Annotated in this window: 22 protein-coding genes and 1 pseudogene; all 23 read right to left on the bottom strand. The window is 47.9% G+C overall.

Annotated features, from left to right (window positions below; genetic code table 11):
- Positions 1–30 precede the first annotated feature (30 nt).
- The 23 genes and pseudogenes from G3M70_07375 to G3M70_07265 all read right to left on the bottom strand — a co-directional run bounded on the left by G3M70_07375 (position 31) and on the right by G3M70_07265 (position 22,732).
- On the bottom strand, positions 31–2,865 hold the full coding sequence (locus G3M70_07375) for a site-specific DNA-methyltransferase (protein QPJ61716.1): 2,835 nt from the start codon (positions 2,863–2,865) through the stop codon (positions 31–33).
- A gap of 9 nt (positions 2,866–2,874) precedes the next feature.
- Positions 2,875–5,934: a DEAD/DEAH box helicase family protein gene (locus G3M70_07370; GenBank protein ID QPJ61715.1), complete on the bottom strand. Its 3,060-nt coding sequence runs from the start codon at positions 5,932–5,934 to the stop codon at positions 2,875–2,877.
- 544 nt (positions 5,935–6,478) lie between these two features.
- On the bottom strand, positions 6,479–7,288 hold the full coding sequence (locus G3M70_07365) for a hypothetical protein (protein QPJ61714.1): 810 nt from the start codon (positions 7,286–7,288) through the stop codon (positions 6,479–6,481).
- A gap of 26 nt (positions 7,289–7,314) precedes the next feature.
- Positions 7,315–7,776 (bottom strand): hypothetical protein, encoded by a 462-nt coding sequence (locus G3M70_07360; GenBank protein QPJ61713.1) that lies wholly within the window; start codon positions 7,774–7,776, stop codon positions 7,315–7,317.
- Positions 7,777–7,825: 49 nt separating this feature from the next.
- On the bottom strand, positions 7,826–8,584 hold the full coding sequence (locus G3M70_07355) for a DNA adenine methylase (GenBank protein QPJ61712.1): 759 nt from the start codon (positions 8,582–8,584) through the stop codon (positions 7,826–7,828).
- A 113-nt stretch (positions 8,585–8,697) separates the two neighbouring features.
- Positions 8,698–9,039 carry a hypothetical protein gene (locus G3M70_07350; protein QPJ61711.1) on the bottom strand — a complete coding sequence of 114 codons (342 nt, stop codon included), beginning with the start codon at positions 9,037–9,039 and terminating at the stop codon, positions 8,698–8,700.
- Positions 9,040–9,043: 4 nt separating this feature from the next.
- Positions 9,044–10,135 (bottom strand): hypothetical protein, encoded by a 1,092-nt coding sequence (locus G3M70_07345; protein QPJ61710.1) that lies wholly within the window; start codon positions 10,133–10,135, stop codon positions 9,044–9,046.
- Positions 10,119–10,313: a hypothetical protein gene (locus tag G3M70_07340; protein ID QPJ61709.1), complete on the bottom strand. Its 195-nt coding sequence runs from the start codon at positions 10,311–10,313 to the stop codon at positions 10,119–10,121. Before G3M70_07340 ends, G3M70_07345 begins: the two co-directional genes overlap by 17 nt.
- Before the next feature lie 26 nt (positions 10,314–10,339).
- The gene (locus G3M70_07335; GenBank protein ID QPJ61708.1) at positions 10,340–10,804 is read right to left on the bottom strand and encodes a hypothetical protein; all 465 of its coding nucleotides are present in this window, start codon (positions 10,802–10,804) and stop codon (positions 10,340–10,342) included.
- Positions 10,804–11,157, bottom strand: a complete 354-nt coding sequence (locus G3M70_07330; GenBank protein QPJ61707.1) for a hypothetical protein — start codon at positions 11,155–11,157, stop codon at positions 10,804–10,806. Before G3M70_07330 ends, G3M70_07335 begins: the two co-directional genes overlap by 1 nt.
- Entirely contained in the window at positions 11,154–11,315 is a 162-nt protein-coding gene (locus G3M70_07325; protein QPJ61706.1) for a hypothetical protein, read from the bottom strand. The genes G3M70_07330 and G3M70_07325 overlap by 4 nt, the downstream gene beginning before the upstream one ends.
- Positions 11,312–14,518 (bottom strand): hypothetical protein, encoded by a 3,207-nt coding sequence (locus G3M70_07320; GenBank protein ID QPJ61705.1) that lies wholly within the window; start codon positions 14,516–14,518, stop codon positions 11,312–11,314. Before G3M70_07320 ends, G3M70_07325 begins: the two co-directional genes overlap by 4 nt.
- Positions 14,515–14,889, bottom strand: a complete 375-nt coding sequence (locus G3M70_07315; GenBank protein ID QPJ61704.1) for a hypothetical protein — start codon at positions 14,887–14,889, stop codon at positions 14,515–14,517. Before G3M70_07315 ends, G3M70_07320 begins: the two co-directional genes overlap by 4 nt.
- Positions 14,889–17,882: a phage tail tape measure protein gene (locus G3M70_07310; protein QPJ61703.1), complete on the bottom strand. Its 2,994-nt coding sequence runs from the start codon at positions 17,880–17,882 to the stop codon at positions 14,889–14,891. Before G3M70_07310 ends, G3M70_07315 begins: the two co-directional genes overlap by 1 nt.
- Positions 17,872–18,195 carry a hypothetical protein gene (locus G3M70_07305; GenBank protein QPJ61702.1) on the bottom strand — a complete coding sequence of 108 codons (324 nt, stop codon included), beginning with the start codon at positions 18,193–18,195 and terminating at the stop codon, positions 17,872–17,874. The genes G3M70_07310 and G3M70_07305 overlap by 11 nt, the downstream gene beginning before the upstream one ends.
- A 5-nt stretch (positions 18,196–18,200) precedes the next feature.
- On the bottom strand, positions 18,201–18,596 hold the full coding sequence (locus G3M70_07300; protein ID QPJ61701.1) for a hypothetical protein: 396 nt from the start codon (positions 18,594–18,596) through the stop codon (positions 18,201–18,203).
- Between the two features lie 69 nt (positions 18,597–18,665).
- Positions 18,666–19,628 carry a hypothetical protein gene (locus G3M70_07295; protein QPJ61700.1) on the bottom strand — a complete coding sequence of 321 codons (963 nt, stop codon included), beginning with the start codon at positions 19,626–19,628 and terminating at the stop codon, positions 18,666–18,668.
- Positions 19,618–19,863 (bottom strand): hypothetical protein, encoded by a 246-nt coding sequence (locus G3M70_07290; protein QPJ61699.1) that lies wholly within the window; start codon positions 19,861–19,863, stop codon positions 19,618–19,620. The genes G3M70_07295 and G3M70_07290 overlap by 11 nt, the downstream gene beginning before the upstream one ends.
- Positions 19,864–19,865: 2 nt before the next feature.
- Positions 19,866–20,309, bottom strand: a complete 444-nt coding sequence (locus tag G3M70_07285) for a DUF1834 family protein (GenBank protein ID QPJ61698.1) — start codon at positions 20,307–20,309, stop codon at positions 19,866–19,868.
- 1 nt (position 20,310) lies between these two features.
- Positions 20,311–20,742, bottom strand: coding sequence for a DUF1320 domain-containing protein (locus G3M70_07280; protein ID QPJ61697.1), 432 nt, complete (start codon positions 20,740–20,742; stop codon positions 20,311–20,313).
- The gene (locus tag G3M70_07275) at positions 20,743–21,114 is read right to left on the bottom strand and encodes a hypothetical protein (GenBank protein ID QPJ61696.1); all 372 of its coding nucleotides are present in this window, start codon (positions 21,112–21,114) and stop codon (positions 20,743–20,745) included. It lies immediately after the preceding gene.
- Positions 21,115–21,209: 95 nt separating this feature from the next.
- Entirely contained in the window at positions 21,210–22,118 is a 909-nt protein-coding gene (locus tag G3M70_07270) for a head protein (protein ID QPJ61695.1), read from the bottom strand.
- Between the two features lie 257 nt (positions 22,119–22,375).
- Positions 22,376–22,732 (bottom strand): annotated as a pseudogene (locus G3M70_07265) (hypothetical protein).
- Positions 22,733–22,780 lie beyond the last annotated feature (48 nt).

Below are 22,780 nucleotides of genomic sequence, written 5' to 3'. Positions count from 1 at the left end.
AAACACAGTAAATTATTAAGAGCTGAATACTCAGTCATTTACCCTAAACACCTTCATTACTTCGTCGCCGAGGTGGTTGATGACTTTGACAGCGATGCGGCCGGATTTGGGTTTGTCAAACGGGCGGGAAGTGTCGCTGTGGAGGGTGGCCCAGGCTTCTTCGTTTATTTCTGCCTTGAGTGTGGTTTTTAGTGACTTGTAAGGATCGTTCGCCCCAAGGAAATAGGCATGGCGGACAAAGAAGCTTTCTTCATTGTAGTCAGTATCAATAAACCAGCAGGCGATGCCCTCCGCTCCATCGCTGCGGATTTCGCCGGTGTTTGGATGAAACACGTCCACCCCATTGACCTTGATTTGAATCTGGTCGTCCTCAGCATCCAGAATATCGATGTCTGGCTCACCAAAGATGACAAACAGGTTGCCCTTGCCCGTGTTCTTAAGGTCGTCAGCCATGTGGAGGTCGGCGTTCATCCGTGCCTTAAGAACAGGAATACGGCCCAGCTTGTTGAATTCCGTGGAGTGCGCGTCGTAACTGAAGGCGCAGGTGATGAGCACATCAAAGTCGGCGTCACCCGCTTCCCGCGCGGCAGAAACCAGATCAGGCCGGGAAACAGTTCCAAATTCTGGCCCAATGAAAATGGCAGCACGTTTTTCAGCGCCCGTTTCCTTGCCGCCTTCAAAATATCTGCCCTCGGCGCAGATCAGGTCGCCCGGCCAGGGGGTGAGTGAATTAAAATTGATTTTGTCTTCCTTGTGGGCTTGCTGGACACCGGCGGTCTTGAGGTTTTCCAGAATCATACTGGGGAAATCCTGCCCTTCCCCATAACCGTCTTTGGATTCCGCGACACCGTCGATCAGCTCATCGTTTTCATCGACACCCAGTACGCGGTGGGGAGATAAACTTTCAACGGAGAAGGGTCCGGCAACACGAACTTTCTTATTGTCCTCGTATGGCTTGTCATAAAGATATTCATTTTCCGCCTTAGCAGCAATGGAAGCATCGATTTCCTTCTGTCGGGCGATGCGTTGTTTCCACCATTGGGCGTGAAGGTCTTTTGCTTTCTTTGACCACCCCTCATCGGCTTCGCGAGGGATTTCCCACTCTTCCCATTTCTCTTTTAATGCTGAGTTGAGTTTTTCCCGCAGAGGCTCAAGAGATTCCTGAAACTTTTCCCATATCACATCGATTTCGGCATTGTTAGCTATGGATTTTAAGGTGATGTGGGGAACACGCTCATACACCAAACCATGGCGGATGTTACCTGTGGTAGAAGCCGTGGACGGCTCCGTCTGAGTAACTTTGGCTTCCTTTTCCTGCCCTTCTTTACTGTCCGCCAATAAATAGTAGGAGTATCGGGCGCCCATTATGCGAGCGCGGGCAAGGGCAAGGGCAACACGAGAAGTATCAATCGTGATCCACCGCCGTCCCCATTGCTCAGCCACATAAGCTGTTGTCCCGGAGCCACAGGTAGGATCAAGCACCAAATCCCCTGGATCGGTGGTCATCAAGAGACAGCGTTTGATAACTTCGCCTGCGGTTTGAACTATATAAGTTCTTTGAATTCCCAATTGCATTGAGTCCCATCGCTCTGTCATTGGAAGTACGCTAAAGTCTCCAATGAAGCGCTTGTAACGAATGGTTTTTCCCATCCTCCTAATACGATTTGATTTGCAAAGACGTATATTCCCCTCAGGGCGTGTTTTCCAATGTGTTCCACTTCTGATTTTGTATTCCGTGCCTTGAAAAACAATTGGGTGACTTCCAGAACTCGATTCACCATCGGAATATAGCGGTGCAAGCTGAAACCGCCTAAGGACTCGAACTTCGGTCTTCGCCTTACTAACGGATTCTTCATTAAATAAATCACTTTCGTGTTGGTCGTAACGATCAAGTGATGTATGCCCTGCTTTTCGATCCGCAAAAAGTTGTCTAAACTTCAAATTCCTTTTATTTTTGCCGTACCAAATAATATAATCCTGTGTCGATTCCAAATAATTTCCTGCCAAACCGCCTGTCTTTTGAAATCCAATTTGTGCGACAAAATTTTCTTCCCCAAAAACCTCATCCATCATTGCGCGTACACGATGAACATTCTCATCGCCAATTTGGACGAAAATTGAACCAGAATCAGATAACAAGTCCCGCACCACTGTCAACCGGTCTCGCAGATAAGTCAGGTAAGAGTGAATGCCGTCGCGCCAGGTATCACGGAAGGCTTTAACCTGCTCCGGCTCACGGGTGATATGACCTGTATTTCCATCCTTAACATCACGACTGGTTGTGGACCATTGAAAGTTGGAATTGAACTTAATTCCGTAAGGTGGATCGAGGTAAATACACTGCACCTTGCCGCGCAGGCCCTCGCGCTCTGCAAGTGAAGCCATGACCTGCAGGCTGTCGCCCAGAATTATGCGGTTGGACCAGTTGGCATCGTGTTGGTAAAATTCGGTTTTGGCATGGTCGTCCGGAAGTCCATTAAAGTCATTATAAAAATCGGCGAATCCGGCTTGAAATCCGGTTGCACTGGCTTCTTTCTCGGCTTCTTTCTGCTCGGTCTGGCGCAGCAGGTCGTCGATAAGTACCTTGGGGTGCACTTTTTCCTGAATATAAACAGGCGGTGCCTGCACCACTAGATCGGACCAGTCCTGTTCATCTTTCCCACGCCAGACCAGTTGTGGGTCCAGATCTTTATTGCGGCGTTCATAGGCCACGCGGATCGGGTCTTTCTCTTCCTTATGCAGGACTGAATGGTATTCAGCAGTGGGGATGTTCTTGCGCGACGCCTCCTCATGGGTGAGGGTCTCCACCTTTTTTTTACTTTTGGACTTTCGAGTACTTTTAGCTTTCTTGCCCTTACTAGCCATGACGTTTCCTTATTTCACAGGCTGGGAAATGACTGAATCAATCATCTTGTTAAATTCTGATTCTACTTTTTCTTCAAAGTCGGATTCGATCTGGTAGACCTCGGTGAATTCGGCAAAAGACCAGCGTCCGTAACTGCCATTGTTGTTCACGCCGGGCACCCAATAGGTTTCCATAGTCGATTTCTTTGCCTTGGCATCTTCACGACGGTAACCTTTTATTTCAACAACCAAGTGCAGGAGATCGTTTTCACCGTGGCCGTCATCTATCAGGACGATGAAATCTGGAATGTAAGTGCGCAAAGTCGAGCCAAAACGGTAAGGCACTTCCAGTCCCAGATTGTGATTTTTAACGTAGGCTTTGACCTGCGGATGGGATTCGGCTACTCGGCAGAATTCCCCTTCCCAATCACTATCCAAAATGACCCAGTTGATATGACAGTGGCGTGAATCCGTTTCCCACCGGTGAGTCTTTGAGGTGTTGAAATTCACATGTTGAGTGGAACCGGTTTGATTGTAGGGATCCAGTATTGCCTTAACGGGGCGTTCCCCTACCAATGAACGGGTGATGGCGGCGGTGATGTTTTCGCAAGCCATATCTGCCAGCTCCTGATACATTAGTTGAGCCGGATATGTGCTGCCCTTGCATTCCAGGCAATTGTCGAGCCATTCTTTAGTGATCCTTTTTAACTGTCCAAATAAATGAAGTTTGGGGTCCTCATCCGGGTCCCGCCATTGTGTGTAGAGCAACCGCTGGGTGAGGTTGAAAAGAATGGTGGAACGGCGTAGATCTCCGGTGTGAACAAGGTTGAGATCAACCCCTTCACCAATAATCCCCAAATTTTTTGTGACGGTTGGTCCTACCAGTTCCGGTGTCAGTTCCATGACAGAATCATCATTGAACTTTGCAGTCAGTCGTTCTTCTGGAAGCTCGACCCTGTAACCCGCCACACGTGGAAACCTGATTTCGAGCGCATCGCGCTCCGGGCGCACGGCGCTGACATGGATGGTCTCCCGTGGTGGTTGTGGAGGAGCAATAACAGGTTTTGCTGTGAAGTCGAAGGGAATCCCCAGCACATCGGCGTATTCGACATCGAACAGGTTTTCATCATTGAGATCATAGGATTGGCGACGTAAAGCCCGGCCAATAACCTGTTCACATAGAAGCTGAGTGCCAAAAGCGCGAACTCCGAGGACATGAGTCACCGTGCTGGCATCCCAACCTTCAGTAAGCATGGAAACGGAAACGACACAACGGATCTGGCCGCCGAGCCTTCCCTCCTTACCAACGGTGTTCATGACTTCTCTTAGTAATTCCTGATCGGTTATTTTTTCTGCTTTTTGTCGGTCTCCCGTACGTTCAATGATATCCCGACGGAAACGATCGATTTCATCGGATGCCATGGCGCGAAAGTTTTTATCAAGGGCATCGCCAGACTCAAGTTGTTCGCTATCGATTAACAGCGTATTGGGTTTCGCAATCGGGTTTCCATTTTGGTCAAAATTTTGAAATAGTCTCAGACGACCATTCTCAAGAGTTGATGTGCCATCTTCGTTTTCCCGGTGGAACCCTGAAATGTAGTCGTAAACCAGTTTAGACGTTGCCGTATTATTACAGACGACAATAAAGCAGGGTGGAACTTTAATATTAGCTTTTTGCCATAAGTCGAAGGTTTTTTCATAATGACCGTAGAGAGCTTCCAGCGCTGTTTTCAGTGGGGTTGGTAATTTCAGGGGGTCAAGAACGGCTCCTTTTCCTCTGCCTTTTTTAGGCATATCAGATTTGATGTGTTCCCAGAGATTGCGGAACATCGGCATTTCTCTGCTGGGAATATTGTCTGCCACTGGAACACGCGGTAGTTTCACTATTCCGCACTCGATGGCGTCCATTAGCGAGAAGTCACTCATCGTCCAGGGAAACAACGTCCCTTCTGCATAACCCGAGCCGCTCAGGAAGAACGGTGTGGCAGATAAATCCATTACTCTTGATACGCCCAGGTTTCGGTTAACCATCTCCAGGCCTTTAATCCAAATCCGGGCAGCCTCTTTATTTTTTTCGGCTTCTTTTTTTTCATCTCCTTTGAGCGGGTCTTCATCCTCTTTTTTAGGTTTCTCACGGTAGCAATGGTGAGCCTCATCATTCAGGACCATGATGTTCTTCATTCCCATCAGGTCTGGCATCACCCGTTGCAACATCTGGCCTTCGGTTTCGAGTGTGTTCAGCTCTTCACCACGACCTTGCAAGAGAGAGCGTCCGCCTTTAGAGATATCGATTCTTTCTCCCAACTTAAAGGCATGGTAGTTGGTAATAACAATCTTGGCGCGATCCAGGTCTGGCAACATATCATTCGGAACCAGTTCACGACTGGCGTAGTAGCTATCGGGATCATTTGACTGGAGAACTCGCAGACGATCTTTGATGGTCAGGCCCGGGGCAACAATTAAAAAACCACGGGTAAACTTTTGGCTTTGAGGTCTCCTTACCGCGTTGACTGTCTGCCAGGCTATGAGCATGGCCATGACAGTTGTCTTCCCTGCACCCGTTGCCAGTTTCAAAGCGAGGCGCATCAGTTCCGGGTTGGCGTCATTATTTGCGTTGGCCAGATGTTCAATAAAAGCTTTGCCTGTTTTTCCGGATTGCGGTGCGACTTCGTTTAGCCAAATGACGGTTTCGATGGCCTCTACCTGGCAAAAGAATGGACGGATATCGCTAAATTTGTGGTGCCGCCAATGCTGAAGCAGTCGAGCAGTTTCGGGCGTGACTTGCCAGTTACTCGGATCCGGAATCTTTCGCCATTTATCGAGTTGCCTGCGTAGATCGTTTATTAGCGGATTAGGGTCGTATTTTTGATCTTCTGTTGAAAGCCCTTTGCCTTCATCAAATGGCAAGTCCGATTGTTTGGTTGAACTTTTACGTTTTCGAGGCTTTGGGATGGGAGTGATGAATTCTGCGCTACGACGACCTTCTATAATTTTTTGAGTCGGTTGACCATCATCACCCAGTTCCCAGTGACGAGAGGGGTATTCGTATGGTGAGTTTAGAATCGGGCGTTCAAAGAACTTTTCGGTCATCAATGAAACTCCAGCAAGTGACCAATCTATGATTTGCTTTGGAAAAGAATTGGTTCCCCGTCAATTAATACGATCTAAGTTTTATTTTATTTTTTCAAGAAATGACTTAATTAGAGATTAATTCAATGAAACCCAATATATTTCCGGATTACACTATATCGTTGTTAGCAAGTCAATTAGCAAATTCAGAAATCCGAAATTAATTGAATTTTCTATTTTTTTGGGAGGATTTCCAATACTTTATAAATATTGACAAATATTTGAGGAGTTATTTCCAAAACGCTCTTATACTTTTCCAGAATTGATTGCTAAAACATAAGCTCCATTAAAGCCATCTATAAAAGAACCAAAGCTTTGGCAGGGGAAAAAAACTTCTAAAAGAAAAATTCATACCCAAGTCCCACCACCCTTATGGAACTCCAAATTTTCAATAGAAGCTAAATTCTCTAACAGAAAGAATATAACGTTGCAATTACTCCGGGATTTTTTGACAGATAGAACGAGATTTTTCGAAAAATAGGATTTGAGAATGGCACAGTCCTTGCTAAGAGGGCGGGTATGTGGGGTCACTTAATTTCTTCTTACGTTCCATTATTTCATTCTCTAGGACAAGGCTATGCCATTTCTTATGAAAATGATCCCTTAAATATTCGGTAAGCTGCAAACAGGTTTCATAACAAGACAGGAAATAATAATTATCAATATGCAGGATCTCCCCAGCTTTAGCCCGCGAAAGTGATTCAGCCTTAGAACAATATATCTCATTTGCAATTCCTTGGTTGTGGATCAGAATGTCCCTGGTCGCCTTTATCTCAATATATTTTTGATATTCAATTACTTTTAATAAACTTATATCAATAATATTTTTAATTGATTCTGCAAAATCCTTTGGAGACTTGTATGTCAATTCATGCATTAGCTTCTGAACTGCGACGATATGAAGGCTTTTTATATTTTCGCATTTTAGAACATCAGACAAATCAATTTTTTTATTCCCTGGTAATTTTTCTGGATACTTTAAAACTATGGCTGTAATTAGATCTGAAAACATGGTTTCCATAAAAGCCACAAACGAATAGATCCCTCCGATAGCTAGTTGAGTGTTTGAAAGCATATCGTACTGAAAGAGAATTTCTTCCTTACTAAAATTGCTTTTAGTTAATGTTGGCTCTCCATTAAGCTCTTGCCCAATAGGGTATTGAAGGTCAAATCTCTCTTGCCCAGTTTTTTCTAATTCATTTTTCATAAATTGAAAGGACGTATAGGATAATTGAACCTGTATTCCGACGCTTAAAATTTTCTTTCTTGTATCTGAAATTATTGAATATATTTCATCACCTAAATTTTTAGTCATTCCATTCCCTCGTTTGTTAAGATCTATTAACCATGCGCACTTTTAGCTCGGGAAATTACTTGTTTTAGGGCCTTGCTCTTACCAGTGAAAGTGTTCTCGCACTCAGTTTGGGCGAATGCTGAAATAACATTTTTATATCTAAAATCTTTAAGTTCAGGGTCTTGATCAGTAGAAACCGTAATTGAACTTCTAGGCTCAAGAGTGAGAGGCAACCGTTTACCATTGGTTATTTGAGGCTCCATAAAAACCATATTTGCCCCATCCTTCATTTTCAAACCCACACTGGTTATTGTTGCAGACACAAGACCTACGTTGATAATTTTTATCCCCAATCGTGGCCGTTCATCAATATGGCCTGGATTTACTATCAGAATTGACATTGGTAGTACTTTGATTTTAATCCTGTCCCTGTCATAAACCTTCCAAGTGTTTAAAATCCCTAGGCCAGCACCAATTATTGCTATTCCAAGAGCCAATCCTTCAACCATAAAATCTCCCTGCATAAGAATATCGTTTCAAAAATTATACCCCAATATTCTAGCAGTTTGAGATCAAAAGCTCCTGTCGGGTTTGTTTGGTGGTTTTGTTGTTGAGGCTGTATTTGATGTCGAGGGTTTTCATGCGGTAGCCTTTGTAAAGCTTGCGGATGGCAGGGGAAGCATCGTAGCTGAGGATCCACTTCCCTTTTGCCTTCCCCAGAATTCTCCTCAACTTTTCATGGTCCTCGAGGGCCATCTGATGCTGGTAATGCTTTCCCAGATCCCCACTGTAAGGCGGGTCCAGATAGAACAGAGTCTGCTTTGAATCCCATAATGGAATGAGCTTCCCAAAGCCCTGGTGGTCGATGTAGACTTTCTTTAATCGTTCACTCACCTGTTGCACCAACTCCCCATTGATCAAAGTTCGAGGCGGACTCTTGCGGCTCATTGCCCAACCGGCTCCAAGCTTGGCACCAAAGGAATTTTTTATCAGATACAGAAACCGGGAGGCGCGATCCACCTCGCCGAGGTGATCACCTGGTTCAAGGCATCGCTTCATCATTTGGCGGGAAAATAGAAGGTTCCGCATGGATTCGGAAAGCGCCGATGGCCGGTGCTTGGCCACGGTCATCAAATTGACCAGGTCCCCGTTGATATCGTTATAGACCTCAACTTTACTCTGCGCCTGGTCTTTTTGAAAAAGCACCCAACCCGCGCCGCCAAACACTTCGACGTAGGTGTGATGCTTCGGAAATTCCTTTACGATTTTCGGAGCAAGTTGACTCTTGCCCCCAACCCAACCAAAAAACGACTTCATTTTTATTCAAGCTCCACGTGGTAAACTGCTCCGGTTCTATGATGGGAGTAGCGGTTTATCCGTGGCCTGGTCCACACAGGTCGGTCCGGGTGTTCCAGCACCCGGCCTGCTCCTTATTTTTTCTTTTGTGCTTTTTCTGGCCGTTCGGCCTGGGCCGGTGGTTTCGGCCAGTGTTTCTTGTCCTTAAAATCGGCTGGTTTGGAAACCTCCAACGTCTTGCTGGCATCCCGCATTTCCTGCACCCAATCCCAGACATTTACAATCTTATCCAGCTCGGCAGATTCCGGTGGCGTTATGGTTCCACGCATTTCCTTTAACTGAAGGATGGAAAACCGCGCCTGGAGGTTGATCTGCTTGGTGATCGATCCGGCCACTTCGACAATTCGCCTGCCCGCTTCTCTTTTAATGTTGGTTACAGGGTTTGGTGAGTCCTGCTGAATCCGAAATTGAGTCATAATTTTAGTTCCAAAGAAGAGTGACGTTTTCAAAATTCAAATCCGTGTTATTTGCGGATTCAAATTTCCATTTCATGGATGATCCGCTGGGCTGGCCTGATATATCTACTCCACCGAAATGGACCACATTCCAGGGAAATCCAACCGCCTGGCTGGAGAGCGGTACCTGTGTGAAGGTGGTGCCACCATCTCGCGATACATACCCTTTGATATCCGTATCAGGCACTGCACCAGGAGCAATCAATACAAAACTTAAATGCGCCTCAGTTGGCACAGCGTTGGCGGTGATCGCGTTGGACTGCACGATCATATTTTCAGATAAGCCCACGGTGATCCTGTTAACAAAGGAAGAAGTGCCACTGTTAAAAGTGGCTCCGGCCAGCGTCTGGGTGTTGTATGAGTTGGTAGCTGCTTTGTAATAACGGGATAAATTTCCTCCAGCATTTCCCCGACTCAAATCTTTTGCTGTATCGTTCGAGACATCGACGCAAATCAGATAATCCTTGGTCGAATCCAGAGAAAACTCAAGAGCATCACTTTCAATTTGAGCACCAGCGGCTATATCGAATCCAGACGCGGCAGAAAATAAAAGCTCGGTCGGAACACCAACACCGTCCGCCCCGGAACTACGCTCAACAATGGAGGCGTTGTCGATTTTCAAACCTTCAGTTGCCGAAGCTTCGAACCGTACTTTTATAAAAGTCCCATCAGCAGAAATCTGGGAGGCCGGGACGAGTATACGCATGGTGTAATCTGCCCACGTGCCTGAATCAGTATCAATGGGGTTGGACGTGACTTCGGTGCCTGGGAAGACGCTTTTTTTGGGAGCGTATAAATCACTGGTGGCGTTATAGACCTGATTGGACGATGCTCCCAGGTCGATTTCACTTTCAGTGCTGAAGGGATTGACGATGCCGTCGACCAGGCTAAGTTGACCGAGCGCAGAAAGGCCGGAAGTTAAGGCAAGCGCATAGCCAATATTGGATTTTAGAGCGGCCACTTCTGCATCCGTTATCGGCCATTTGGTAATGTCGACACCGCCCAATCCGAGCGTAGAGATGGCGCGTACCGCATCACCTTTATAATTGATTGTCATCTAAATCCTCTTCTTTCCATAAACTTAAAACCGCTTCTTTGATCTGTCTCAAGGCATGTGAAATGGCCAATACCATTTCTTTAAAAAAAGCCCAAAACACCATAGGAATAAAAATAACCACCAAAAGCATTCGCCTCGGCCAAGTTTTATCCCAGGGGCGTTTGAACCTTGATTCCATATTTTCACCAAATAAATTGAATATGATTAAGGTGTTGGAATGGGCTTCACGTTGTAATGGATCAATCCCCAGATTTCCGCACCCGGATTGGTAGACCCTACATTTTTTATTTTCAAACCCAGCTCTTCAACGCTGGGTGTTTGAAGATATTCAAGGCCAGTAACAGCACTGAAACTATGAACACTGCCAGCATTGATGGTGACCAGCTTGGATTGTTCAGCATCGTCTTTAAGAAAATCGAGCTGAAGCGCACTGCCTGTTGGCCCGGATCGCGCAAACATACTGACCCCGGAGATATCAACATCATGGTTGAATTTGAAACCATTCAGGATGATCTCTTCGTCTACCGCCTCACCAGCGATATAAAAAGGAATATACTGCCGGGCGATTTCATCAATCTTATCGGCCCAGGGGTCAACCTTGTCCTTCCAGGCGGCATCATCTTCCGCTGGTTGTATCAGCCCCAAAAGGTCTGTGCTGGTTTCTGCCATTACACCCTCTGGTAAGTATTTTGAACTTCAATGATGAGCGTGTCGTTGGCTCCCTTGTTTTTAACAGGAAACACGTGGCGGGTTAACAAATCACCAGAGGCTCCTGCGTTCAACACACCGGCCTCTGTAATCGCACCGGTGCCAACACCCGCGCCGAATGTAGCGATATAATCAACCCTTGCACCGGTTCTTGTTTTTGAATCAAACGCGACGCGGGCGCTCTCGTTTTCAAGGGCGGTATCACCCGCCGCCGCTGCTGTTGTTCCCACTCCTATTGCCATGTGGGACATTGCGGCTGCCGCCTTCGCAGACATCTGATCCGCAATGTGATCAAGCCCGACATTTGTAATCATTTCTTTCTCCCATGCTTTATGGTTTTACTCGACACCACTTTCCCGGATTGATCTTTTAAAATTTCAGATTTTTCCTTTACGTTCCCATTCTCATCTAAAAGAGTAGCAATGACTTTTTGAAGTTGAACCGGGCGAATAATATCCGAATTGTTTTTCATGCGACAAGCACCTCCGATCCACCATAGTAGCTATTCCCCCATTTCTGCGTTCCCCAGCCTGTACCGTCTGAAGCTCTTACTTTTTCTGTTGAATTTATAAAATCCGCACCGCCTGTAAAATGGAAGCTTTTGAAAAGATCAGCCACCTCAGCGCTGTCTGAATTGACAGCATCGATCAAAACTTCAATCACATCCTGAGCTTCAGCGCTATCGCTCAATTCATTTTTAAAAGACGTGAGCAGGGTCTCCAAAATTTCTGTGTTGTCCGTGAGTGTGAACAAGAACCCGATATTAACGATGAGTGATTCTGAAATTCCGATAGATTCGGAAAGATTTTCGCGCAAAAACGCTACCGGGAATAGGCGAAGAGCCAGCATGACATGATCCTGAACCTGATCGCGTCCGGAGCCCACGATATGCTGGCCGGGAAGAACTTCTGAAAAAATACTGGAAAGGTTTCCCAATGGGTGATCGAATTTCACAATGTCCGCACGCTCCAGCTCCATTTGTTTTAACGAAACCCCGATCTCAACCAAGGTGCTCGGCGCACTGAGTTGCGACATCCAGAATTCCCCGACGTTCTGCGCTTGCTCCGCAGACCGGCAAAACCACAACTCCCATTCATTCGTTGGGTGCTTTTCCTTTTTTCCGTAAAGGCCAACAGAAACCGCATCAGTCAGAGACACATCTTTTGACCAGGCATTCTTAAAATAATCCCGCGCATACTTTAGATCGATTGTATTGGCCAGTTCCGTCTTGGGTGTGCGGGTGAACTTCACCATATCAACGCCATTATCGGCAAGCTTCACCATGCCCTGAGTGACGGTTAATACCTCTTCGCCATCAACCTCCGCGCTGTTGTTTTTTGGGCGGAAAATGAGACGTGCTTTTCCTTCGGCATCAAAGAAGAACTGGCACCGCGCTTCAAATTCACATTGAGCCCACAGATCATCGAACGTGGTTTCCCCGTCGATTACTCCGGCGACCTTATAACCTCCGGCAATAGCGTTCGTGAATTTAGTAGCGGCAGCGTCAAAAGATGCGGTGTGGATGGTGGATGCTGGCAGACCCTTTGCCACAATCACGGACCACTTTAAAAAATCCGGCACCGTTTCAATGACAGCATTGGGTGTGCCGGTCACCGTGCCTGCGCCATCATCGATCAATCCCACGCAATCGACAAAGACCTGGTCAGTGGCCTGATACCGTGCCGTGTGGAATTCCTGAGCGAGTTCCGCTCCGATAACGAAAACATTTCGATCACTTGACGATCCGGTGAATTCAAACTCAACCAGCATGTTGGTGAAGGCGTTCCAGTCATTATTGATGATCGAAGTGATATCGAACAGATCGACAATTCCATTCGTGGATTTTTCGGTCGAAACATTCAGGTTAGCGTTAATGTTGACATCGTTGATTCCGCCCTGCCGATTTGTATTCTGCGCGGACTGTGAAGCCCAAACAGTGGCGTTATAGTGAAGGGTTCTTGAAACATTAATAATGTCAATTTTGGCGGATGCTGGCCCATTAACCATCGTAAAGTTCATAGACGCTGGTTGGTTCGGGCCATCAATAGTAAAAGATGTTACGTATTCAAACACATATGGCAAATTAAATACAGGTTGTGTCCAAATCGCGACAGGACGCCCGCCTAGGTGGACCTGTGGGAATACGTTTTCAATAATTGTCAGGTCATAAAGCCCAATCGAGACTGAATACTCTGCTTTTATTACTCCCGATGAAACAGCCCCAAATGTTATCGGGATGCTGTTGACGGCCATAGGATCTGTCACATTGGTTGTTTTAAGGCGCTGCCCACTAGTGCCGCCCTGGCCGAATTGTTGTTCCGTCCTAGTCGCGTCGGTACTGGCACTGATGGTCGGAGTTGGCACGTTGATCGGAAAATCCAGATTATCAATGACAGAAACGATTTCATCTGCCGTTCCCTGGACATCGGCTTTGTCATCATCACCCGGCTTTGAAAGGTTCCCGATCACCTGACCGTTTACGATCACCTTCACAAAATCCGGGTTGTATTTTTCCTCGGCAAAGTGCTCAACCCTTAATTCGGTTTTCCCCATTTCACCCAGGGCACCCATTGCATCCGTCTGCCTGAGCCAAAGCCTGTGCGCTGTTTTGTTTAGCGTGGCGTATACGCCCTTATCGTCCAGCGTGAGGGCATTGGCCGGATTCAAGGCGGTTGTTCCGGCTTCTACCGCATCAAATCGAATCAATTGGAACCGGGTATCGACTCCGATTCTTTTTCTGGGTGTCTTTGAAAAAACCACTTCGCCATTGGGCAGATCAATCGTTGCGGAATTGTCAGGATCCTCCCCAACCCGCACCTGAGTGATAGCTGAAATGGGATGGTTCTTGTCGAAACACAAACAGCGAAAGTCTGAGATATTCTCGATCACCTCTTCATCGGCAAAATGCAGGGTGTTGATCCCGGAGCATCCGGTGAACTGTGTGGCTGTCTTCCCCGTGAATGTGATCGCATCTTCACCCAACAGCAAGGATCCTGCACTGGGAAACTTGGACGTGTCGCGCACGTCAAGTGTTGTGTCTCCCGGCTTTGCAATCGAAGAGACTTCTGTACGGTTGGCCTTGCGTACGGGAATGGCTTTAACACCGGGAACTGTACCGATGATGATGGGCATACGCTGTCCGATTGAAGATTCCGGCGCGTTCGGGTATTCGTTGGTTGTGATCTTTCGGCAAATGACCTCTTCACCATAAAGGGAACTGATGAGCGTCATATCGATCACGATAGATTGCTCATTCCATTCCACTGGCTCACACTCGGCAACCAGGAGCGGAGTGAGGTCGCTTTCATCCAGGCTTGCTCCACCAAACCACTGATACAAAGTAGCGGTTGCGGCTTCCAACGGGTAGCGTCCAATGAGTTCTGAAAAGCGTTCAACACCGGAACCATAATCAAGTGCAGCGTTCGAAAGCTCCACCTGGCTATCGGCAATGGAACGTCCGGCGCTTTCGCCCTGGGTCAACAGGTGATCGACCTCCGCCCAATTGATAACGTTGGCAATGCAGGTGGTGACACCGATGGTCATGGTCCGATCTGAAAAGTACAGAGTAATGGCAGGGTTGCCATTCACCACAGGCCACACCATTTTTAAAACCGATACCGGTTCATTGGCGCTTTTATTTTTTTCTGCGGTCACACCGCTGGAAAAAGTTCTCATTCTTCCCGAAGCTCCAGTGTGGTCGACCAGTTATTGACCTGGAATTTTTCGAATTCGAGAGCATTCATGATGCGAACCGTGAAAAGTGTTCCGGTGCCATCATCCATTTCGAACGATTTAAAACTTTTGCCCACCGTATCCCAGAACGTTTCCAGGGATGCGCGGTCGGCATCACTCATGAGGGTGAACGGCAAAGACCAGGTGCGCCGGGCAGCGCCCTTGTTTTGCACAATGATTTCGCCACCGGAAAGAACAGAGGTCACTTGCTCAGGCTGATCCTTTCCCATCTGGAGTGGAACATCCGGAGGGAATTGCGGCTCCCATTTTGTGGTGAACCCCGCCTTGTTTGGATAATAAAGACCGAATGACATTATTTCCTCCCCGGTCCAAAGGCGTTTTTCAATCCCGCTTTTTTTAGTTCCGGAATAATGAAACGGCGCACAGTGTTGCGGTCAATGGTTGCACCAGGAGGGAGATTGATATTGATATCACCGAAGGATGCCCCTGCCCCTTTAAAAGCACCGGCCCTGAAGTTTCTGGCCGTATCTCTGTTTAGAACGGCCTCCCCTTTATGGAGTTGCGCCAGCATATTGCGCGGCACGTTTCGAACACCCACAGCAAAGCTGGCTTCAGCTTCACCGGAACCGCCTGAACTTTTACCACCTCCAGAAGCACCGTCACTTTTAGACGCGTCGGTTTTTTTAACCGCTTCTTTGGACGCTTTGCCGGTCTGCTCAACAACCTTAACAATCTGAGTGATAGGCTTCCCAAACGTGGATTCAAATTTTTCCCGAGTCTTCTGGGCTTTTTTCACGGCTTCATCCAGGGACTTGGTGTCGATCTCAAGCTTTAGATTTTTTATGGCCTCATCAATCTGTTGCAAAGGCTCCAGGGCAGCGATTGCGTTGTCTTTTACGGTTAATAGCTGGTCTGATTGGCTCTGTAGGTTTTGTTGGTTTTGTTCTTCTGATTTAGTCTGCTTCTGTATTAAGTTTTGCTGTTGGTTTCGTAGCTGGAGATCAATAGCAAGAGCCGCCTTTTCGTTCTGAGACCCGGCCTCAGATTGCCGAATGAATGTCGCATTCATATCAATTAATTTTTGAAACGATGAAACCTTTTTACTAATATCATCTCCACCTGCATTTATTACGCTGGCATCCCTTGCAACTTTTTGTATCCTTGCCTGTAGCTTTTCAGGATTATCTAACCCCTTAATACTGACCTCGAATAAAATATCTTCACGACCTACAGCAATTTGATTTATTTGATTTTTGAATTCTTTTATTTTTTGTACAGACCGCTCCTGCGCCTCGACATTTCTTTGCAACATTTGCTCAACCGCCTGACGGGCGGCGATTTCGCCTTGAAGCGCATCGGCCACAATGGCACGGCGGCGTTGCAGCACGTCCAACTCTTGCTGGAGCCCATCGCGGTAAACGTTAGAGGTATCGGTCAATTCTTCCAGTCGCAACTGAAGAGCCTCATAGGCACGCTCGGTGTCTTCTCCTGAAACGGTGCCGGACTGCTGAATCGTTTCGAAGGCTTTGTTTAAATCCTCCGCTTCCTTGGTGAGGTTTTGAATGCCCAGGGTAGAAAAGGCCCGGTCGAGTTCCTGCGCGGCTTTTTTCTCGGCCTCCATTTTTTCTTTCAATCTTTCTTTTTCAGCGGCCAATCGTTTTTCTTCAACCACCGCCTGTTTGACGGCATCCGTATTTTTTTCAATCGCCTTGGTTTCCGCTTCGGTCACTTCCAAAAGGCCCTCACGCACTTCTTTGACCTTTTCCAGTTCCTTTTTTAATTCTTCAACTGTTTTCTGCTCTTCGGCTAATTGCCCTTTGATTTTTTTAACCGCTTCGAGGTGCTCCGGACTGTTCAATTTGTCCTGGGTCTTTTTTAGTTCTTCATTTTGTTGTTTAACCTTTTCGATTTCTTCCCTTAGGTTTTTTGATTCCTCTCGGGTATCGGCAACCTTCTTGTTCATTTTATTCAGGGCATCGGTCACATCATCTGTCTTGGTGCCCATACCGGTTAAGTTATTTCCCAGGCCAATCACCACATCAATAAAAGCGGCGAAGAAACCCGTAAGGGCTATTAATGTTATCCCGAGCCCTGTTACCGCCGCCGCAATACCACCAAAAGCCGCAATGAGCGGAGACAGGACAGCAAACAACAATGCACCTACGGCGACCAGGGCTGTGGCAGCCGTGACAGCCAGACCGACTACAACAATGAATTGTTGAATGGGTTTTGGAAGCGAATTGAAAATATCAACCACTTTGTTGACGATAGTTACCAAACCGCGCAAAACAGGAAGGAGAAACTCTCCAATAGAAATCAAGGCTTCTTCCACTGCAGATTTGAGAATTTTAAAATCCCCCGCTAATGAATCCAGACGGGCCTTGGCCTGCCGGGCCGCTTCATTGGTGCCGGTGATGGCGTTGGTGAGCCGATCCACTTCTGCGGATCCAACTGATAACAAGGTGACAAGGCCAGGGCCTCCCTCTTCACCAAAGACCCGGACAATATCCGCCGCGCTCAAATTGGCCGCTTCAAACTGTTTCAGGATGTCGACAAAGGAAAGAAATTCTCCCTGGGCGTTAAATGCGGAGATCCCGTTCTTCTCTAAAATTTCCGCAGCTTCACCGGCAGGCGCAATAAGCCTGGAAATGACGGTGCGTAATTTCGTGCCTGCCTGTTCGCCTTTGGTACCGCCCTGGGCAAACCCTGCCAAAGCACCAACCGTTTGCTCAATGGAAAGTCCAAGGGATGCCGCAATGGGAGCAGATTGCCTCATAGCCAATTGCAACTGGCTTAAATTGGTTTTGGAATTGGAAGTAGCTGCGGCCAGAACGTTGGACACACGAGCGGATTGATCCGCCTGCAATTGAAACTGTCCAAGCGCATCGGTGACCACCGTTGTGGCAAAAGCAAGATCCAGACTTTGTGCAGAGGCCAGGGCAATAACCGCTGGCAGGGTTTCAATGATTTCACCGGTCTTTTGTCCGGATTGAGCGAGAAGAAATTGAGCTGTTGCCGCTTCACTGGCCGCAAAAGCGGTGGTGGCACCCATCTCACGAGCGGAGGCGGATATTTTTTGAAGGTCTCCGGGCGTGGCGTTGACAATGGCATTAACATCCGCCATCGACTGCTGGAAGTTTGCAGCCTGAACGATCCCAGCGGTGAACAGCACCCCAGCGGCGGCACTGGTGGCCAGAGCCGCTTTACCGACTCGGGCAATTTCAGCAGCATTGTCTCTAGCAAAAGCACGGAGGCGCAATAGCTGCTTTTGGATTGGCCGAATGATTTTAGTGGCCTGATCCTTTGCCCGCATGATGATACTGAGCTCTGCTGCTTTATCTGCCATTTCGTTTTGCTCTTTGTCTTTCCCGTTCGGCTTCTTCTTCCCTGTGCTCGGCGACGATTGAATCTAAAATTTCAAACGCCCGCATCAGGATATTTGGTTGGTCGGTGATCCCGCCTTGTGTCGGCAGGAAACCATTTTGATAGTGCTTGAAATACCGCATCATCATCCTGGTTTCTGCCGTGGCATAATTTAACGGGCAACCTGTTATCGGTTCCCCGTTGTATTCATAAGGCGGGCACAAGCCTTTGCCCCCGTCACAGTCTTTGTGGTGGCAGGTGGCGCAATCCAACCCGGCAAGGCTACCCTCTGCCACCAACCTCAGTTTTTTTCCGTTTCCCCCGAAATGTCACACCCTTCTATGATCACGTTGGCAAGTTCCTGCCTGACTTTTGCGGGGATCAAATCAAACATTTCAGGTCGAGGCGCTCCATTGTTGTGCCGAAACTCAATTTCTTTGCCGTGTGCGTCTTTGAAATTTTCCCATCCGGCGAGACCTTTTTTTAAGGCGTTCAACGCCTGGGTACCGGACTGCATCAACATCACGGTATCCCCATCATTTCCGCCAAGTTTGGTTTGGGTAACGTTGTCCTGCATGGATGCCGCGTCTTTTGCAGACAGGGGTTTCAAAAGAAAAATGGTTTGATCCTCGGTTGGTAAATTGCGATCGCATTCTGGAACGTAGTGAATCTCTTTATCCATTAATACGGGTTTCATATTTCAATTTGCCTTTCTATATGTTTTGGAAGAAGCCCCTCGGCCCCCTTTACAAGGGGGAGAAAGGGGCTAATGGAATTTTATTTTGATTTCATCATCCCCGGAGTTTCGCGCCAGGGTGATGGGCGTTTCGTAAATGCGGGTTTCGTCACGATCCCCCCAGTTGATTTCATTGAGTAGGACCTTGGGCGCGGTGATGGTGATCTTGTTGCCGTCAATGCCACCAATGAGAGTGGACAATGCTTTAGAGTTTGCATTTTCCCAATCGGTCCAGAATGGATGCGTTGCCTCTGGCACTGACTCCGGGTTCAGGGAACCACTGACGTCGCGTTCGGTGATGGAGACACCGACCACACCGGATCCGGAATTGGCATCTTTTCGGACGGACAGCGAGTTTCCGATGTCGATTGACAAACCTTCGAATATTGGACTGTACGCACCGAGGGTGAGATTGGCAGAAAGGTACGGCCACGGAGCCTGGGCGTTGTACGCAGCTCCCCCTGGGATCGCCGCATCGGTCGGCTTGATATAGAGACCCTGAAACTCCCAATTGATCACGCCGTGTTTACCAGCATTCAGATCGAGGCTGAAATTCCCATAAGCGCCGGTAATTTTGTGGAGCACATCGCCCAGGTAAATATAAAGTGTGACGGATTTTCGATTGGTTGAAACCGGGTCATAGGTAAGGTCGCCATCTCCAACGCCACCTCCGGATTCAGCGGTGGCCGTGAGAGCAAATCCGCACGCCTGAAGCAACGGATCGATTTCTGGAACATCGCCCGCGCCACCGGCATTGGCCGTGCCACTACCTTTAAGCTCTGTCGAGAAGGTGACTGTGGCACTTTTGATGCCAATCACATGGCCTAATGCACCCAGGGTGGCACTGTCAAACTCGCGCACCAGCCTTTCACCATCGACCTTCACCTCTGGGCTACTCACCAGAATGGCATTGGCGCCTGGAACGGGAACGGGGTCTGTGCCGTAGGTCACTTCCTGTTTAGCAAGGACCAGTGAAACTTTTTTAAGAGCCATTGGTTTTTCCTTTCTCCTGAGCGACCAGGATTTCTTCGATCAACTCTTTAGCTGATGTGTCCCACGCGCCAAGGGGTGTGCCGATTTCTCGAAGTTGTTTCATGCTCATCTTCTCAAGTTCGGCGCGGGTGTAAGGCCGCTCGGTTGGCTTTTCGTTGGGCGGGTCCTGTTTAGGCTTCGCCTTTTTTATGGTCACCCCGCCTGATCGCTGGGTCATGATCATTTTGTTTTCCATTTTTAATCCAGAAATTTAAGGTTGAAATCCAGGCCGAATACCGCAAGACCTGGTATATCGATCAACGGCACCCGACGCGTGAGAATCAGCGGATAAGAACCTGTGATGCCGAGCTGTTTTTTGTGGAGCAAGTCTTTAACATCCCCCAACATTTTGAACGCCCCGGTATTGCCAAGTTTTGAAGCGTGATCATCGCGCAGGTTGGAAGCGGCCACCACCACAGACACGTTGGCATTGTCCATGTAGGTGGTGAAGGGTGTTTGCTCATCAAAGCGGTCACCGGTCCACGCAACAAAGACTGCGGGAAGTCTGGATTTGATCTTGTTCACATCGTCAACATTGAACTGACCGTCATAACGCTCGAACACCTTGCAATAAGTGTTGAGCGGTGCCGCGTTGACGGCGGCCAATACCAAATCCTCTATGTCTTCGATTTCCGCTGACATTTCAAAAATCCTTCATCGTTTCATTCGTGAAATTTCTTTCAGGTGCCTGATAAATTACCGAATCTCCTTCCGTGGTTTCATCGGGAGCGGTTGCTTCCTCTTCGCCCAGGGTGATCTTTCCTTTAGATATCGAATCCAGCCGCTTTTCGGCATCCTCAAAAGCTCTGCGCCGAACTTCATCATCAAGCCCTCTGCGTTCATGAAGAAACCAGATCGAAAGGGTCACAGAAAGATTTTTAATGATGCCCGGCACAGGCGATAGCGGTACCGTCTTGACCTTGCCAACGTAGCTGTCGATCAGTTCATCAGCTTTGTTGATCGCGGCGGCGATCACCGTGGTGTTGGCAACACCGAGCCCACTGTCGTCTGTGAGCTGGATCAGCTCATCAGGCGGCAGCATCTGCTCGATGTCGGTTTGGGCGCAGTAAGGCATTTAAGAAACCGCCCCTTTTTTCTCCAACAACATTTTGATAACGGTTTCCTTGTTCATGCCCGGCCTATATTCATCACCCAGCATTTTGGTTAGATCAGACCAATCGATACCCTTGAGCTGCTCTTCTGTGTAGGGTGGTTTTAGCAATTCAGAAGAAGAGCCGCTGTTATCCTTTTTTCCGCCGTTGGAACCACTTTCATTTTCCTCTGGCTCCGGACTTTCCAGAACAACAACGTGCAGCAGAGGCTCCTCCATGAGCTGTTGACGCTGTTCTTCATTGAATGTTTCATCCGGCCAGATTGTCTCGGCCCGGTAATGTTTTTGACCACCACGGCAGAAACCATCTTTCTGGCATGTAATTTTTAAAGGCATTGTGGATACTCCATTTTGTTTATTTTTATAAATGCCGGGGTTAACGGTTAGATAACCCCGGCATAAATTCGACCTCTAAAGCTAAGGATTAAGACTTAACCCGTAGAACCGTCTGACCCGACCGCTAATTGCCAGAATCCGTACCCGGCATTACCCCTTGATTCTGCACCGTATTTGTAAACAGCTTTCATGAACACATCATCGCTTTCCATGTTGACCTGGGAAACAAAGACAGGCCTCTTCCTTGGCTGAAAGATAAAGGGTTTTACAGGGCGCGTGGTGTCCAGCAAAAACCAGGCATCTGGATCAGTCAGATAATCACCCACAACCACCTCAGCAGAATTCCTGTAAGGGTTTTGCTTGCCGTCCTGGAGTCGTTCGCTGTCCATAAGTAGGTTTGCGGTGTCCTCCAGTGCAGGCGGCACCAGCAATACATTTGGGCGCAATCCAAGTGGTCGACCCTCATCATCTTTAAATTCACGCATTTTGGTTTTAGCTGCCCCGAAAGAGGCCTGCGCTTCGGCCAGCGTTCCCGCTTTCAGCTTCACCGTGATTTTATTCGAGACAACTCCGTCTCCAACGGGGTGATCGGTATCAATAAAATACTGGCCATCAAAACAAAGACTGGCAAAAGCCCCATTAACCACTTCAAATATCAGCTCATCTGGCCAGGTCTTTGCGGAGTGGGCCGCATCCTTGGCCAATGGCGAATAGATGCCAATCTGATCATCTTCAATATGTTTACGTTTCACCTCGACCGTTGCCTCAAAATCACGATTCACAAGCTGGTAATTGAATGCCTCAAGAGCCTTGACATATTTTTCGCCAATCCACTCACGCATTTTTGGAAACATTGACAGCCAGGAATAATCGTTGGATGCACCGGTAGAAGGCACCTCCATTGCTATTTTTGGCCAAACAGGCTCAACTGCCGCAAATGCTTTGTTAAAAGTTGTTTTGAGGTTGGTGAACAACCCCTGAATCACTGACGCGTTGACAAGCATGTTGTGTTTCTCCTTATTTTTTTATTTTTGAATCAGCCTGACTAGCCGATCAACTTTGCGCTTTGCAGGACGGCAATGATGGCGTTGATTGCCGCCTTGTTGGCATTGGCCAAATCAGCCACGGTGTTAGCATCGACCTGAACGTAGGTCGCCCCCTGGGCGTCTGCATCGTCCTGCGTGACAAACGCGACCGCCTTTGCTACCCGAGCATGGACGCCAATAGCAATCCACGCCTTCGTTGCACTATCTTTTGCGACCAGCACACCAGCCATCACCTGATGGGTCGTAGATGCTTTTGTTACCGTCTGGTCATCTGACACATACATGGCCTTTCCAATGTCTGCATTGACCAGGGAGGATGATGTGAGCTGAAATACTCCTTCACGGCCATCGACGGTTTTATCCCCATCCCCACCGGCTGAGTTATCAACCCGCTCTTGAACGATCCCCCTGACGTTACTGAGCCCTGCAGTATCAGATGCGGGCACGGCAAGGCCATTGGCATCAAGGGAATACATGGACCCACCAAAAAGGGTCACCCCTCCTTTAACTGGGTCATTGTAGATAACCCCTTCCCGGCGCGGGGTATTGCGATCTTCTGTTAATGCCGTCATTCGGTTTCTCCTTTTCTGTGTTTATTCAAAAAATACGGGGTCTGCTTT

The sequence above is a fragment of the Candidatus Nitronauta litoralis genome, from assembly GCA_015698285.1.
Lineage (GTDB): Bacteria > Nitrospinota > Nitrospinia > Nitrospinales > Nitrospinaceae > Nitronauta > Nitronauta litoralis.
This window is presented reverse-complemented; position numbering and strand designations above follow the sequence as displayed.

Coding starts and splice junctions, on each gene's coding strand:
- G3M70_07310 (QPJ61703.1), bottom strand. CDS start 17,882: ATGGCAGATAAAGCAGCAGAGCTCAGTATCATCATGCGGGCAAAGGAT.
- G3M70_07330 (QPJ61707.1), bottom strand. CDS start 11,157: ATGATTACAAATGTCGGGCTTGATCACATTGCGGATCAGATGTCTGCG.
- G3M70_07320 (QPJ61705.1), bottom strand. CDS start 14,518: ATGAGAACTTTTTCCAGCGGTGTGACCGCAGAAAAAAATAAAAGCGCC.
- G3M70_07315 (QPJ61704.1), bottom strand. CDS start 14,889: ATGTCATTCGGTCTTTATTATCCAAACAAGGCGGGGTTCACCACAAAA.
- G3M70_07360 (QPJ61713.1), bottom strand. CDS start 7,776: ATGGTTGAAGGATTGGCTCTTGGAATAGCAATAATTGGTGCTGGCCTA.
- G3M70_07325 (QPJ61706.1), bottom strand. CDS start 11,315: ATGAAAAACAATTCGGATATTATTCGCCCGGTTCAACTTCAAAAAGTC.
- G3M70_07370 (QPJ61715.1), bottom strand. CDS start 5,934: ATGACCGAAAAGTTCTTTGAACGCCCGATTCTAAACTCACCATACGAA.
- G3M70_07340 (QPJ61709.1), bottom strand. CDS start 10,313: ATGGAATCAAGGTTCAAACGCCCCTGGGATAAAACTTGGCCGAGGCGA.
- G3M70_07350 (QPJ61711.1), bottom strand. CDS start 9,039: ATGACTCAATTTCGGATTCAGCAGGACTCACCAAACCCTGTAACCAAC.
- G3M70_07365 (QPJ61714.1), bottom strand. CDS start 7,288: ATGACTAAAAATTTAGGTGATGAAATATATTCAATAATTTCAGATACA.
- G3M70_07275 (QPJ61696.1), bottom strand. CDS start 21,114: ATGCCTTTAAAAATTACATGCCAGAAAGATGGTTTCTGCCGTGGTGGT.
- G3M70_07295 (QPJ61700.1), bottom strand. CDS start 19,628: ATGGCTCTTAAAAAAGTTTCACTGGTCCTTGCTAAACAGGAAGTGACC.
- G3M70_07375 (QPJ61716.1), bottom strand. CDS start 2,865: ATGGCTAGTAAGGGCAAGAAAGCTAAAAGTACTCGAAAGTCCAAAAGT.
- G3M70_07285 (QPJ61698.1), bottom strand. CDS start 20,309: ATGTCAGCGGAAATCGAAGACATAGAGGATTTGGTATTGGCCGCCGTC.
- G3M70_07280 (QPJ61697.1), bottom strand. CDS start 20,742: ATGCCTTACTGCGCCCAAACCGACATCGAGCAGATGCTGCCGCCTGAT.
- G3M70_07270 (QPJ61695.1), bottom strand. CDS start 22,118: ATGCTTGTCAACGCGTCAGTGATTCAGGGGTTGTTCACCAACCTCAAA.
- G3M70_07345 (QPJ61710.1), bottom strand. CDS start 10,135: ATGACAATCAATTATAAAGGTGATGCGGTACGCGCCATCTCTACGCTC.
- G3M70_07335 (QPJ61708.1), bottom strand. CDS start 10,804: ATGGCAGAAACCAGCACAGACCTTTTGGGGCTGATACAACCAGCGGAA.
- G3M70_07290 (QPJ61699.1), bottom strand. CDS start 19,863: ATGGAAAACAAAATGATCATGACCCAGCGATCAGGCGGGGTGACCATA.
- G3M70_07355 (QPJ61712.1), bottom strand. CDS start 8,584: ATGAAGTCGTTTTTTGGTTGGGTTGGGGGCAAGAGTCAACTTGCTCCG.
- G3M70_07300 (QPJ61701.1), bottom strand. CDS start 18,596: ATGAAACCCGTATTAATGGATAAAGAGATTCACTACGTTCCAGAATGC.